The organism is Streptomyces sp. NPDC005017 (assembly GCF_042873115.1).
GTDB lineage: Bacteria > Actinomycetota > Actinomycetes > Streptomycetales > Streptomycetaceae > Streptomyces.
Window position 1 is genome coordinate 152,916 of record NZ_JBIALD010000006.1, and the last position, 13,315, is coordinate 166,230.

The following is a 13,315-nucleotide window of genomic DNA, read 5'->3' on the forward strand; positions in this document are numbered from 1 at the left end:
GTAGGCCGTCGAATCGGGATGCACTGCTCCGCAAGGTAGTTGCATACTCTGCGCATGGCCTCGTTCACTGGTCGGTTCCGGGATCCGCGCAGCACCAAGTACAACTTCCTCGGCTTGATCATGGTGCAGTGTCCAGGCTGCGAGAACGTCGCCCGTGTCGTTCCGGCACCCGATGACGTCGATCCCGGAGGCCGGACTCTGTTCATGGCGCGCCGAATGGTCTGTCGTGGCTGCGGACTGTCACGGGAGTGGAGCGGCCGTACCGTGACGCTGTCTCGCGGCACGGCCCGGCAGGCGACGGACCCGTACTTCGGTATGCCGCTGTGGCTCCAGGCCGAGACCCGGCACGGATGGTTGTGGGCGTACAACCCCGAACACCTCGACCTGATCCGCCGTTTCGTCGAGGCCTCGCTGCGGGAGCGCGCGCCCTGGTACGACACCGGGCAGAAGATGACGATGGTGGCCCGCCTTCCGGCATGGCTCAAGCGAGCGAAGAACCGGGAGGAGATCCTGCGTACCGTCAGTCGAATCCAGGCCTCTCTGACCGCCTCCTGACGGGAACCAGGGCAGGATCCGGGGCTGTCCCTCCCGCTGGCGACACCAGGCGTCTTCACGACGCTTGGTGATCGCATACTCTGCCCCTCATGGGATACGCATTTGAGTTCGAACGTCCTGCTCCTGGCGGCTCGTTCGGTTTGAACACCTACCAGATGGGCTTTGTCCGCGAAATCATGCGCGAGGCCGGAGCGGCAGCGGGACAGGGTTTGCAACAGGCACTGCGCATGCCGGGATTCGAGCCGGAGGAACGGACCGTGGACATGGAAAAGTTCCTGTCGAACTCCGACTGGCACGTGAGTGCGGAAGAAGCGCTCTTCATCGCGTCACGACTGCGGCTTGCGGCGAGTGAGCACCTCGTTGCGGAGCTGATGTCCTTCTACGACGATGCGCCCCGAGATGTCGGCCAGTGGATCGACGACTTCGCCCGCTTCAACGAGCTGTCCGCCTCTCACGACGGTTACCGCGTGAGGTAGTCCCTGCACTCGCAGACCTCCTTCTCCATGCTCCGGGCTGCTCGTCATAACCGTTGGCGGCCCACTCCCCGGTCCGTCGGGTGCCTGCATGTGACACCCTCCGAGCGGATCGGCACGTTCGGCACGTCTGCCGCGCGGTTCGCCGGGCACACGTAGGGGAGGACGAAAGGGAGGACTTCGTGACCGAACACCGTACCCATCATGCGCCCACCGCCGGCCACACCCCGGACGACGACCTCACCGGGTATCAGGTGAACGCCACGGACGGCCGTGTCGGCACAGTGAGCAAGTACTCCAGGGACCTCGGCCCCCGCTTCCTGGTGGTGCGCACCGGCCCATGGTTCTTCGGCAAGGACGTGGTGGTCCCGTCGGAGGCGGTCATGGGCGTCGACCATGTCGCCCGCATCGTGAACGTGGCCCGGACGAAGGCCGGGACCAAGTCGGCTCCCGTGTTCGACAAGGACACGTACCTGGGCGATCCGCGCCACCGCGACCAGCTCGGCGGCCGCCATGGAGCCGGGCACTGACATCGGCATCCCGAGGGGAGAAGCGTCCCCGCCTCCCCGTCAGGCGAGGACGGCGAAGGCGGCCACCGCCGTGCTGGCACGAGCGTGGATGACCAGGTGCGTTCCGCTGCTGTCGGCGCCGGCCGCCAGCACGCGCCGGGCAGGTGCGCTGGCACTGACGACAGACATGAGGACCCCCAGGTCCTTGCATGCTCGATGCAGATCGAGGACGGCGCCGACCTCCGCGGCGTCCACAGCGGGCTGCTCGAGCCTGAGCACCACGGGGGCGGGCCGGTGGGCGTACACCAGCCCTTCGAGCTGGGGGAGAAACGCGGCCCGTCCGCCGATGCCAGGATCATGGTGCACCGTGATGACCAGCACTCCGTGATCGAGTGAATGAGACAACAGCACGGTTCCCCACTCCTCTGGTTGCGGGCGGGCTGTACCGCTCCCGGGTACCCGGTGATCGCGCGGGACAGTCTTGTCGGGAGCAGGCGCACATAGAACGCCTTGCCGGGCGCCGAGCAGCGCAGAGAGCAGCGCGCCGAGCGCCGACGAAGGCCCCCGCCGACCGCCTCGGGCCTACGCCTCAGTAACCATCCCCGGAGGGCGTGCGGCTTCGCCCCGGCCCCCTCCGGGTGACCCGGTGACCACGGACAGCGCCGATCCGAGGTCGGCTGCTCCAAGTGGAGGCGACGAGTGGTGGACGCCCCTGTCCGAACGCAGGCTGACGTACGCGTGCTGCCCCGCCCCGTGCGGCGGGGCGCAGCCATGCCACCCCGTCCCCCGACCGAAGTGGCCAGGGACGTCAGAGAGACGAGATCACATGGCGGAACACGACATCGGTCCCGGGCCCCTGCCCTCCCGCTCCGGGACCGGAACGCCCACAGGGAGCCGGGCTCGAAGCATCCGACCACGACCACAACGGGGGGCGCGTGCGAAGGCGGCGCTCCTCGCCGCATGTCTGGGTGTCCTCGGCGCGGTCGGGACCGCTCCGAGCAGCGCCCAGTCGCCGCCCTCAGGCGGGCCGCCGCCGGGACATCCGGCACGGTTCGTGCCGGGTCCCTGCCCCCAGACGCCCGAGCCGGTTCCCGGCCGCTGCGGCTTCCTGGAGGTCCCCGAGAACCGCGAGCGCCTCAAGCGCCGCGCCGGACGGACGATCCGGCTGGCCGTCGCCATCATCCCGGCAGCGTCGCGGACGCCGGACGCCGACCCCGTGGTGTTCATGGAAGGGGGCCCCGGCGGAGACGCCTTCGGAGCCATCCCCTTCCTGATCGGATCCGGCGTGAACCGCGACCGCGATCTGATCGTCGTGGCCCAGCGCGGCACCCTGCACTCACAGCCGAGCCTCGCCTGCCCGGAGATCGACCGGTTCAACGCGACCGCGGTGGGTCTGCCGTACGACGCGCCGTCCACCGGCCGCGGGCTGGTACGCGCGGCCAAGGAGTGCCGGGACCGCCTGACGGCCGAGGGAAACGACCTCTCCGCCTACAACACCACCGAGAACGCCGCCGACTTCGCCGCCCTCCGCAAGGCCCTGGGCATCAGGAAGTGGAACGTCTACGGCTACTCCTACGGCACCGACCTGGGACTCACCTACCTGCGCCGACACCCCCAGGGCATCCGCTCGCTGGCGATCGACTCGGTCGTGCCGCCGCAGACCGTGAGCCTGCCGTGGGCCTGGGACAGCGCCCAGGAGGGGATCAACGCGATCTTCGCGGCGTGTGAGGCCCAGCCCGCCTGCAAGTCCCGCTACCCGGACCTCTCCCGCACGCTCACGCGGCAGGTCCGGCGGCTGGAGGCGAACCCCCTGATGCTGACCGTGCCACCGCCCGGCGGCGGAACCCCGGTGAAGGTCGTCCTCGACGGGGGCACGCTGGTGAACCTCCTCGTCACCGACGGCCGACTGGTACCGTCCGCCGACGTCCCCGCGGCGCTCTACGAACTCGCCGACGGCAATCCGCAGCGCCTCGCGCAGGCCCAGGCCGCCGGCGCGACGCCCGCCGTCGGAGAGTTCGCCCACGGACTCACGCACTCGGTGGCCTGCGCCGAGTGGGCACCGGGCTTCTCCAAGCGCGACGTGCTGGAGGCGGGCCGCCGGGCCTTCCCCGGATGGCCGGACTCGGTGCTGGCCCACGCACCGCAGCTGCCCTTCGAACACGACCTGTGCCGCGTCTGGAACGTCCCGGACCGCACCGCGGTCCAGCGGGTGGCCACCCGCAGCGACGTGCCCGCGCTCATCGTCACCGGGACCTTCGACGCGAAGACCGGGGCGAGCTGGGGGCCGTTCGCCGGCCGTACGCTGCCACGCTCGACCGCCGTGGTGATTCCCGGAATCACCCACTGGGTGGTGCCGCAGAACCCCTGCGCCGCGTCGGTCCTGCGCTCCTTCCTGGCGCGGCCGTACGCGCCCGACACCGGCTGCGTGCCGGCAGTCGAACCCAAGCCGTTCACCATCATCCCCTGACCGGAGTACGCACGATGTCACCTGGTACGACCCGAAGCCGCCGCCCCGCGCGACGGCTCCCGGCGACGCTGGCCGCAACCACGGCCGGCGCGCTCGTCATCGGCCTCGCCGCGATGCCCGCCCACGCCGGGTCCGGCACCGGCAGCCCGATCGGCACGGTCGCCCGTACGGTCGGCGACGCCCACTTCGAACCGGGCCCCTGCCCCAGGACGGCGGACCCGATCCCCGATCTCGCGCGCGCCCGCTGCGGCACGCTCACCGTGCCCGAGAAACGCTCCAGGGCCTGGGGGCCCAGAACCCACGACGGGCGCAGGATCACCCTCGCCGTCGCGATCATGCCCGCGCAGAGCAGCAGCCCCGCGCCCGACCCGATCGTGTGGCTCGCCGGCGGCCCCGGCGACGACGCCGTCTCCGAGATCCCGATGGCGCTCGCGGGCGACCTGAACCGCGACCGCGACGTGATCTTCATGTCCCAGCGCGGCACGTACTCGGCCGACCCGGAACTCACCTGCCCGAACATCGACCGGTTCAACGCCCGCGCCCTCGGCCTCGTCTCCAACGCGCAGTCCACCCGGCGCCTGCACGTCGAGGCGACCCGGGCCTGCCGGGACCGCGTCGACGCCAAGGCCGACCGCAGCGCGTACAACGACATCGAGAGCTCGGCCGACTACGACGCCCTGCGCAGGACGCTGGGCGTGCGGAAGTGGAACGTCTTCGGGATCTCCTACGGCACCCATCTGGCGCTCAACTACATGCGCCTGCACCCGAAGGGCATCCGCTCGGTCGGCATCGACGGCATCCTGCCGCCGTCCATCGCCGGCGGGGCCGTGACCTGGAAGGCCGCACGAGAGGGCTTCGACGGCCTGTTCAGGGCCTGCGAGGAGCAGCCGTCATGCAACACGCGCTACCCGGACCTGAAGGCCACGTTCCTCCGCCTCGTCAGTGAGCTGGAAGCGAACCCGCTCACCGTCACCGTCACCGTTCCGGTCCACCCCGAGCCGGTGAAGGTCGTGCTGGACGGGAGCCAGCTCGTCACCTGGCTGACCTTCGCCAGCCACCTGGCGGAAGGAGTGCCGCGTTCCATCGACGAGCTGGCCCACGGCGACGGGCAGCGGATCGCCGAGCAGCTCGCCGGCGGCAAGTACAGTCCCCAGGCCATCGGCCGGGTCTCCCACGGGCTGGTCTACGGCGTCTTCTGCAGCCAGTGGACGCCGTACGAGAGCCGGGGCGACATCATCCGTGGCGGGCGCCGGGCGTTCCCGTCGTTCCCGGAGTCGATGCTGCCCAACGCCCCGCAACTCGCCTGGCTCCACGACGACTGCCGTGCCTGGGACGTCCCCCCGGCGCCCCCGTCGGTCCGGGACGTGACCCGCAGCGACATCCCGACGCTCGCCCTGTCCGGCGGGTTCGACGCCCAGACGGCCCCGAGCAACGGGGCGTACGTCGCCCGTACGCTGAGCCGCTCCACCACCGTCACGGTCCCCTACGTCGCCCACGTGGTGTTCGCCGACTCGCGGTGCGCGCAGACGATCACCACGTCGTTCTTCGCCCGGCCGACCGCGCCGGACACCAGCTGCCTGGCGGGACTCCAGCCACCGCGGTTCGAGATCGCACCGTAGGAGCACGCCTGCGACCGCCGCCCACCGCACCGGGTCAGTGACGGCGGTCCGCAGCCGGACTCCGCCGTTGCGGGCGGGCAGACAGCCCTGCGATGCCTTGGGTGGAATCGGACACCGACGGCCGTCCGTCCTGCGGGTAGCCGTCGGCGCGGCCGGGACCGTTCGCCACGGCGTGGTCGACCAGCACGAAGGTCACGCTGATCAGGAGGGACCAGGCGCCGAACTTGGTCAGCGGTACCGGCTGCCAGCCGTCGAGCTGCTGGGGATAGCTCCAGGCACCGGCGTAGGTGGCGGTGTTCTCGGCGACCCAGAGGAAGAAGCCGATCAGCACGAAGGACAGGGCCAGCGGCATGCGGTAGCGGTGGTCGCCCACCCGGAAGCCGACCCAGGTCCCGGCGGTCGCGGCGACCATCGCCAGCGCGAGCGGCCAGCGCAGGTCGGGCGCCCAGTGGTGGGTGAAGAAGTTCAGGTAGATCGCGGCGGCAACCACGGTCGTGGCAGTGGCCCGGTAGCGCCTGAGACGCAGCTTCATCAGGCGTCGGGCCCGGCACACATAGCTGGCGACGGCGGCGTACATGAAGCCGCCGTACAGCGGCACCCCCGCGACCTTGGTGAGGGCGTCCTCCGGGTAACTCCACGATCCCATACGGACCTTGACCAGCTCGAACAGCAGCCCCACCACGTGACACACGGCAATCACCGCGGCGTCCCTGCCCGTCTCCCAGCCCGCCTTGCGGGCGACCAGGGTGAGCAGCACCCCGTAGACCAGCACCAGGTCGTAGCGCGGGACCGGCAGCTCGGGCAGGAGCCGCGATGCGCCGATGCCCGCCAGCAGGAGCCCGGCGAAGGAGCAACAGCGCGCCTGGACCAGTCCGAACCGCACCAACTGCTCCAGGCCGTGCCTCAGCCGCCTCGACATTCGACGCATGCCCCCTCCTTCGAGCGCCGCTGTGGCTCCCGATCCTAGAGGGTTGTTGAACGCGTTCAAATACCGCCGTCGAGTCGTCTCAGGTGACGGTCGGCCAGGTCCGCAGCAGTGCGGCGATCTTCCCGGCGGTGCAGGCGGGATCGAGGAGCAGGTCCTTCAGGGCGACGGCGTCCTCGCGGGCGGGCTTGACCCGGACCCCGGCGGCCTCGAGATACATGACACCGGTGGCGGCGGCGACGGCCATGTTGGAGCGTTCCAGCCAGCGGCACCGGCCCAGAGTGTGCACGAGGGCGGCGGCCTTGGCATAGGGGCCGTCGTAGACGGGCTGCTCGAACAGCTCGGCCCGGTGGCGGGCGACCGCCGAGACGGGAACACCGTAGTCGTCGGGTGCCGGATCGTCCGCTCCGGCGGCTTCGGCGACCTGCAGGATCCAGGGAACGTCGATGTTCAGTTCCATCAGGCCGCGTGCACTCCCCCGGCCGCCTGCTGGGCTTCCTCCGCCTCGTCGAAGACCGTCTGGTGCTCGGCCAGGAAGCGGGCTGCCGCGTCCACCGCACGGGCACGCAACCCGCTGGCGTCATCCTGCACCAGCCTGGCGAGGTAGTCCCCGACACTCAGCCCCAGGTCGGCGGCGCGCTTCCTGGCGAGCTCCGCCACATCCTGATCCACGCGCGCACCCAGCTGTGTTTTCGCCATGCCTGCATGGTAACAGCCGTTACCATGCAGGGGCGGTCTTCCCCCTCCGAATCACGAGAACCCTTGATTCCCCCGACCGAGCGAACGGCCGCACCCCAGGGGTCACAGAGCGTAGGCTGCGGAACACACCGTGCCAGTGCTCAGTCACACGCACGGCACCCTTCACACCCGGCACGCAGATGCTCTGACAGCGCACTTGGGGGACGACCGTGGACGACGTCACGGGCAGACGGCGGTCGGGGTGGGGACGGGTGCGCCACGGTGTGGTCGCGATGCTCGTGGCCACCGCGATCGCCGTCTCGCTGCTGTCGCCCGCCCGCCACGAGGAGTTGGCGCCCGCGGCGGACTCCCAACCGGCTCTGTCAGCGGCCAACTACGCGGTGGCCCTGGACATTTCGGCCAGCGTCACACCCGAGGACCTGGAAGCCGAGACGGACGCCGTCAAGCGGATCGCACTCGGCGACGTCTCGTCGTCATCCACGGTCTCCGTGTTCGGATTTGCCTCGGCCGACAGGGCCGGCCAGAGCGCGGTGGAACCGCTCTGCCCGCGCACCGTCCTGGACGGGCCGGGCCGCGAGTCGGTAGCCGAATGCGTGGACGGATTCCGGGGCCGGGAGGAGGGCCAGGGCACCGGAACGGACTTCCCGAGCGCGATCCGGCAGGGCGTGGAGGACTTGGCCGACTCCGACTCCTTGGAGCCGAAGGTGCTGTTCCTCCTCACCGACGGGAAACTCGACATCCGCGACAGCCCCATGTACGGCGAAGATGTCGTAAGTCGGGACAGCGAGGCCGCAAGGCAGTTGTCACTGGCGCTGGCCGAAGCCCGCGCGCAGAAGGTGCAGGTGTGGCCGCTGGGTTTCGGGCCCTGGGCGGACAGGCAGCAACTCGCCTCGATCGCCGCCGGCGGTTATCAGGTGGGCTGCGTCGGCCTGCTGCCCGCCTCCTCTCCCACGGCCTCCATGGTTCAAGGAGCCGAGGAGATCGGCGCCACGCTGCAGAACATGTTCGCCGCGGCCCAGTGCTCCCAGCGCCACGTCGAAGGTCCCAGCGAACGGCCGCCCGCCTCGATGGAGATCGACGTCTCTCCACTGGCGACCTCGGCCACCCTCGTCGTCGACAAGGGCGACCCCGCGGTACGGATCACCTATGTCGACCCCCGCGGGGACGAGGTACCGAAGTCGGGGTGGCACAAGAAGTCCCGCGTCGAGCTGGCGGGCGGCACCGGCACCGTCGAGGCACTGAGGATCAGCGATCCGCTGCCCGGAACCTGGACCGTCAGGACGGAGGCCCCGGAAGGACACCGGTCCCGGCCCGTCTCCGTCAGCCTGTTATGGCGGGGCGAGGTGCTCGGAGCCATCGTCATGGACCCACTCTCACCGCGGCCCGGCGAGAAGGTGACGGTGACCTTGCGGCTGCAGACACGTGAGGGCTACGCGATCAAGGACCCCGCGGACTACGCGGGACTGCGCATCCGTGCGGAGCTGACGGGGGACGGCTTCTCTCCGCGACGCATCGGCTTCATCGCCAGGGGCCAGGACCCCTACGTCGAAACCGACCTCGGCTTCTTCCCCGCCTCCTTGACGGTGCCCGACACGGCCACTGGGGCGCTCAGGGTAGGCGTGGACCTCACGGCTCCAGGCTTGACGACCGACACCCGGCCTCTGGTCACCGCCGTGGCGTCGGGCGAACAGCCCACCGAGGCCGGGCTGAGACTGTCCCGGCCGAAGTCCCACGCCGGAGGCGAGATCGCCGCGAAGCTGACCGTCCGCAACACGGCGACCGTCCCGCACACCCTGCGGCTGTCCATCGAGGACATCCTTCCCGGGCTTCTCTCCATCACCCCGAACGAGATCACGGTCGCGCCCGGCGAGCAGAGCACCTGGGAAGTCACGGTCAGGGTCGCGTCGGCGGACGCCTTCGGAGATCGCCTCGGCGAGGGACTCCGACTTGTCGGCACCTACGTCGTCACCGACGCCACGGACTACAACCGGATGCTCTTTCGGTCCGCGGAGTCGATATGGGTCACTCCAGAGCCTGGACCATGGCTGCGCTACCCGACGCTCTACCCCGCCGCCCTCCTCACCGCCCTCTGCGCGGCGGGAGTCCTCATGCTGGTGAGACAGCGCGTCACCGCGGCCGCCCCCTCCGGGCAGCCGACGCCGGCACCCACGCAGGAGCGCGACCCGCGCGGGCGCGCGCTACGCACCCAGGACGACCGGCAGGGGTCAGGGTGGGAGTGGGTGGACGAGCCGCTCCCCTCGCCGAGAGCGGAGACCTCCCCACCGCGGGAGCCGGACCCGCCGCCGGCCCAGACCATCCCCCGGCCCACGGTGCCGGACAGTGACCCCGACACGGCCGAACCGCGTTCGCTGGTGGCGGAGTTGGTCGAGCAGATCGCGCCAGGACGTGAGATGCCCCTTCAGGTGCAGATCGTTCGGGGCAGCACCAGGGGGACGGGCGTGCAACTGCGCCCCTTCGCCCTGCCCCGCGGGGGTGCCCGGGTCGTGGTGACCATCCACGCTCCCGGTCTCACGGTGCTCGACGAGTTGCAGAAGGAGTTGCACGTCGTACCCGGCCGGGACTCGGATGTGCTGCGGTTCCGGCTCAAGGCCTCGATGCCGGGGCTCCATCAGGTGACCGTGCGGGCCTACCGAGGCGGCACGTTCCTCGGAGGGGTCGTCTGCCAGGTCTCGGTGGGACACGGCAGTGTCACGCGCGACGGCCCCCAGCGCCAGGCGTCGTTGCCGTCCATGGCATCCGATCCCGGTGAGGTGACCCTTCAGGTCCTGAAGGACAAAGCCGCCGGCACGATCAGTTTCCAGCTATTGGCAGAAGCGACGACCTATCTACCGGAGACCATCAGCGGGGCGGCCGGTTTCCGAGGGGCCACCGAACAGATCTACGCCGAGCTGAGACGAGCCGCGAAGGCGGCGGCCGACGGGAGCGACGTCGACGCTCGACGGCTGCGCAACCGCCTGCGCAACCAGGGCGTACAGCTCTGGACGTCCGCCGTGCCCGACGCCGTCCAACGCCAGTTCTGGACGGAGGCGGACCGCTTCTCGGCCATCACCGTCGTCGGCGAACACGACAGCATCCCCTGGGAACTGCTCTATCCCCTCGACGAACACCGCGAGGACAGAGGCTTCCTGGCCGAGTGGCTGCCCGTGGTACGCCATGTTCACAATCACGAGAGGGTGCGCAGCCTCAGCCTTCCCGGCGTGGCCTTCGTCGTCCCGCCGGACTCTCCCGCGGACGCGACCACGGAAGTGGCCTCGCTGCGCGCCCGTTTGGGGTCGTCCGTGGCGGACGCCGGTGTGCTGACCGAGGGCGCGGCCCTGGCCGCACTGGTCCAGGACGGGCACGCGGGCCTGCTTCACTTCGCGTGCCACAACTCCTTCACGGGGTCCGGATCCTGCGTGAAGATGGCCGACGGCGACTTCGACCCCGTCGACCTCGCCGCCGCGGCCAAACTGCGCGCCCTGCGGCCCCATCGTCCTCTCGTGTTCTTCAACGCGTGCCGGAGCGCGGGTGAGATCACCTGGTTCGGCGAGAGCCTCGGGTGGGCACCTCAGTTCCTGAACGCGGGAGCAGGCGCTTTCATCGGTACCCTCTGGCCCGTACGGTCACGCTCCGCCCTCCAGTTCGCCGAGGCCTTCTACGAGCAGTTCATCACCCACGGGCAGCCGCTCGGCCAGGCGTCGCTCGCCGCCCGGCAGATCACCCGAGAACTGCACGGCGGCGATCCCACGTGGCTGGCCTACGCCGTGTACGGCAGTCCGGCGGCCACGGCACACACCGTCACGCGAGAGGAGCCGGTCTCGTGACCGGCACGGCAGTACCGCAGCCGCACCTCCCACTCTTGAAGGAACTTCAGCATATGGACGACCCCGTCTTCGTCATTCACGGTGTCGGCAACCGTGACCAGCAGGGCTTCGCGGCGGCGGTCGCGGACCTCCAGACGGCATCCGGTCACGCCATGGTGCCGGTGTACTGGGGTGACCTCGGCGCCGACGACCGCTTCGTGACGGCGGCGGTCCCGACCCGCCCCGGGGCACCGTCCAAGGCCCGTAGGGGCGACGGACTACGTGCCGGGGACGGGCCGTCGGACGCCACCGGGCCCGAGCCCTGGCTCGCCTCGGCGCTGGCCCCGGACACCCGGGCGCCGGACCAGTGGCCCCGCGTGGAGACCGCCGTACGCGAGCGACTCGCCGACGAGGACGCCGACTCGGGCCTGCGGGACGGCCCGCGTCACAGCGACGTGGACGAGTTCCTGGATTACCTGGCCGAGGAATGGCCGCGAACCCGGTGGCTGCGACGCACCGACGACCCCGTCCTCCTCTTCGAGACGGGCCGGTCCCTGGCCGAGGCCCTCATCGAGGCCGACGACCTCCGCGCGGACGGCATCGGCTCCTACGACGGGTTGCGCGCCGGTGACGAGGACGAGGGGCGGCTGCGCAGGATGCTGCGGAACCGGCTGCGCGACCTGGACCGGGTGGCCGGCGCCGCGATCCAGGCGGCCGCCGGACGCCTGAACAGCGCGCTGCGCACCGAGTTCGGGCCCGCGACCACACGGTTCCTCGGCGACGTACTGGTGTACCAGCGTCACCGGGACGCCATCCACGCCCGGGTACGGCAGTCGGTCGACAGCGTGGACCCCGCACTCGGCCGCACCCCTGACCGGCCCGTACGGGTCGTCGCCCACAGTCTGGGCGGGGTCATCGCCGTCGACATGGCCACCGCCGCCGATCCCCTGTGGACGTCCTCGCTGGTGACGTTCGGCTCCCAGGCTGCGTTCTTCCACGCCTGCGATCCGCGCGGGGGTCAGATCCTGCCCTACTCCGGAGGCCGGCCCGTCGTGCTGCCCGCGTCCCTCGCCCGCTGGACCAACCTCTGGGAGCCTCTCGACATGCTGGCCTTCGTCGCCGCCGGAGTCTTCCGGCTGCACGACGGCAGTTCACCCGTTGACGTCTCCGTGCCGCACGCGGCGAGCAGCGGCATGTGGACGCACTCCTCCTACTGGGGCATGCCGTTCGTGGCGTCGGAGATCAGCACCGCGATGAACGGCGGTTAGCGGCGGCCGAGGACGACGGGCCGCGCCCTCGGTGGTCCCCACGCGCGTCACCGTCGTCGCCGGGCCCATCACCTTCGGCAGGGGTGCTCACGGGCTGACGCTGTCGCGGCACGAGCGCGCCTCGATCTCGTTGGCGCTCGGTTTGTGGCTGCTGATCCAGGACGGGTCGGCCTCGGTGAGAACGGGCAGCGACGTCTCCACGTCCCTGATCCAGGTGCTGGTGCCGACGTGTCTCTTGAGCCAGTCCTCGAGCCTTCGGCAGTCCTGCCGGTGCCCCTTCTGCAGGCCGATCCCGTAGTACTGCGGTGCTCCTATCGTCACGTCCGGCACGACCCGCAGGCGGTTCTTCCTGTAGTGCCCGGCGAAGCCGTAGAGGATCGCCTGGTCCGTCGAGACCGCCTGCACCTGACCGGCCAGAAGTTGCTCGATGCAGTCCGACGCGTCCGTGAGGACGACCGGGTCCGCGTCGACGGTGTCTCTGATGTGGTCGAGCGCCTCGCGCGAGGTGGTGCCCTGCCATGTGCAGATCCTCGTACCGCGCAGGTCGGAGAGCCGTCGCACGCCGGTGCTCTCCGGGCCGACGAGAAAGCCCTGCCGGGTCTTGAGGTAGGGCCCGACGAAGTCGATCAGGTCCATCCGCTCCGCGGTGATGGAGAACGAGGCGATCGTCATATCGGCCTTGTGATCCAGGAGTTGGGTGACCCGGTCGCCGGAGGAGACGTCCACGGGATCGCTGAACGCCACGTCGAGTTCTTCCTCGACGTGCTGGAAGACCAGGAAGTCCAGCCCCGAACGGTCGTAGTTCTCGGAGTAGGAGATGCCCGGCAGGTCGTTGTGCATGGCGACCGTGATGCGCTCGACGCCGAGGAACTCCGGTTCGGGTTCGTCGGACGAGCAGGAGGCGAGATTCACCGACAGGGCGAGGGCGACGGCGATCCCGGCTGTCCGGCCGGACAGCCGGGGGAACGAGCGCCGGTCCGGGGAGGTTGCGGGCACG

General features: G+C 70.4%; 12 protein-coding genes. 7 read left to right on the plus strand and 5 right to left on the minus strand.

The features are described from left to right. The first annotated feature begins 54 nt into the window (after positions 1-54). The 3 genes from ACFYR0_RS11545 (at position 55) to ACFYR0_RS11555 (ending at position 1,558) form a co-directional block, all read left to right on the plus strand. On the plus strand, positions 55-555 hold the full coding sequence (locus ACFYR0_RS11545; protein ID WP_389324972.1) for a hypothetical protein: 501 nt from the start codon (positions 55-57) through the stop codon (positions 553-555). Between the two features lie 89 nt (positions 556-644). Then, positions 645-1,031, plus strand: a complete 387-nt coding sequence (locus tag ACFYR0_RS11550; RefSeq protein ID WP_389324974.1) for a hypothetical protein — start codon at positions 645-647, stop codon at positions 1,029-1,031. A gap of 179 nt (positions 1,032-1,210) precedes the next feature. Then, complete coding sequence (locus ACFYR0_RS11555) at positions 1,211-1,558, plus strand: PRC-barrel domain containing protein (RefSeq protein ID WP_389324977.1); 348 nt, start codon at positions 1,211-1,213, stop codon at positions 1,556-1,558. 39 nt (positions 1,559-1,597) lie between these two features. On the opposite strand, the gene ACFYR0_RS11560 is transcribed toward ACFYR0_RS11555, so the two are convergent. Next, positions 1,598-1,948, minus strand: coding sequence for a hypothetical protein (locus ACFYR0_RS11560; protein WP_389324980.1), 351 nt, complete (start codon positions 1,946-1,948; stop codon positions 1,598-1,600). 643 nt (positions 1,949-2,591) lie between these two features. On the opposite strand from ACFYR0_RS11560, the gene ACFYR0_RS11565 reads away from it, so the two are divergent. Next, complete coding sequence (locus tag ACFYR0_RS11565) at positions 2,592-4,004, plus strand: alpha/beta hydrolase (protein WP_389324983.1); 1,413 nt, start codon at positions 2,592-2,594, stop codon at positions 4,002-4,004. 14 nt (positions 4,005-4,018) lie between these two features. After that, a complete protein-coding gene (locus ACFYR0_RS11570; protein ID WP_389324986.1) occupies positions 4,019-5,623 on the plus strand; it encodes an alpha/beta fold hydrolase in 1,605 nt (534 codons plus the stop codon). 34 nt (positions 5,624-5,657) lie between these two features. On the opposite strand, the gene ACFYR0_RS11575 is transcribed toward ACFYR0_RS11570, so the two are convergent. The 3 genes from ACFYR0_RS11575 to ACFYR0_RS11585 form a co-directional block, all read right to left on the minus strand. Further along, a complete protein-coding gene (locus ACFYR0_RS11575; RefSeq protein ID WP_389325451.1) occupies positions 5,658-6,542 on the minus strand; it encodes a DUF817 domain-containing protein in 885 nt (294 codons plus the stop codon). 88 nt (positions 6,543-6,630) lie between these two features. Further along, positions 6,631-7,008 carry a fic family toxin-antitoxin system, toxin component gene (locus tag ACFYR0_RS11580; protein ID WP_389324989.1) on the minus strand — a complete coding sequence of 126 codons (378 nt, stop codon included), beginning with the start codon at positions 7,006-7,008 and terminating at the stop codon, positions 6,631-6,633. After that, the gene (locus ACFYR0_RS11585) at positions 7,008-7,247 is read right to left on the minus strand and encodes a hypothetical protein (RefSeq protein WP_389324992.1); all 240 of its coding nucleotides are present in this window, start codon (positions 7,245-7,247) and stop codon (positions 7,008-7,010) included. The genes ACFYR0_RS11580 and ACFYR0_RS11585 overlap by 1 nt, the downstream gene beginning before the upstream one ends. A 251-nt stretch (positions 7,248-7,498) precedes the next feature. Between ACFYR0_RS11585 and ACFYR0_RS11590 the strand changes: the two genes are divergently transcribed. Both ACFYR0_RS11590 and ACFYR0_RS11595 read left to right on the plus strand, forming a co-directional pair. Further along, the gene (locus ACFYR0_RS11590) at positions 7,499-11,071 is read left to right on the plus strand and encodes a CHAT domain-containing protein (protein ID WP_389324995.1); all 3,573 of its coding nucleotides are present in this window, start codon (positions 7,499-7,501) and stop codon (positions 11,069-11,071) included. A gap of 53 nt (positions 11,072-11,124) precedes the next feature. Then, positions 11,125-12,318 (plus strand): hypothetical protein, encoded by a 1,194-nt coding sequence (locus ACFYR0_RS11595; protein ID WP_389324998.1) that lies wholly within the window; start codon positions 11,125-11,127, stop codon positions 12,316-12,318. An 87-nt stretch (positions 12,319-12,405) separates the two neighbouring features. Here the strand turns inward: ACFYR0_RS11595 and ACFYR0_RS11600 are convergent, their stop codons facing one another. Continuing rightward, a complete protein-coding gene (locus tag ACFYR0_RS11600; RefSeq protein ID WP_389325001.1) occupies positions 12,406-13,314 on the minus strand; it encodes a transporter substrate-binding domain-containing protein in 909 nt (302 codons plus the stop codon). Between the last annotated feature and the right edge of the window lies 1 nt (position 13,315).

Excerpts from the sequence above, each read along its gene's own strand:
- ACFYR0_RS11545 (WP_389324972.1), top strand. The coding sequence starts at position 55 with ATGGCCTCGTTCACTGGTCGGTTCCGGGATCCGCGCAGCACCAAGTAC.
- ACFYR0_RS11550 (WP_389324974.1), top strand. The coding sequence starts at position 645 with ATGGGATACGCATTTGAGTTCGAACGTCCTGCTCCTGGCGGCTCGTTC.
- ACFYR0_RS11570 (WP_389324986.1), top strand. The coding sequence starts at position 4,019 with ATGTCACCTGGTACGACCCGAAGCCGCCGCCCCGCGCGACGGCTCCCG.
- ACFYR0_RS11575 (WP_389325451.1), bottom strand. The coding sequence starts at position 6,542 with ATGTCGAGGCGGCTGAGGCACGGCCTGGAGCAGTTGGTGCGGTTCGGA.
- ACFYR0_RS11580 (WP_389324989.1), bottom strand. The coding sequence starts at position 7,008 with ATGGAACTGAACATCGACGTTCCCTGGATCCTGCAGGTCGCCGAAGCC.
- ACFYR0_RS11585 (WP_389324992.1), bottom strand. The coding sequence starts at position 7,247 with ATGGCGAAAACACAGCTGGGTGCGCGCGTGGATCAGGATGTGGCGGAG.
- ACFYR0_RS11595 (WP_389324998.1), top strand. The coding sequence starts at position 11,125 with ATGGACGACCCCGTCTTCGTCATTCACGGTGTCGGCAACCGTGACCAG.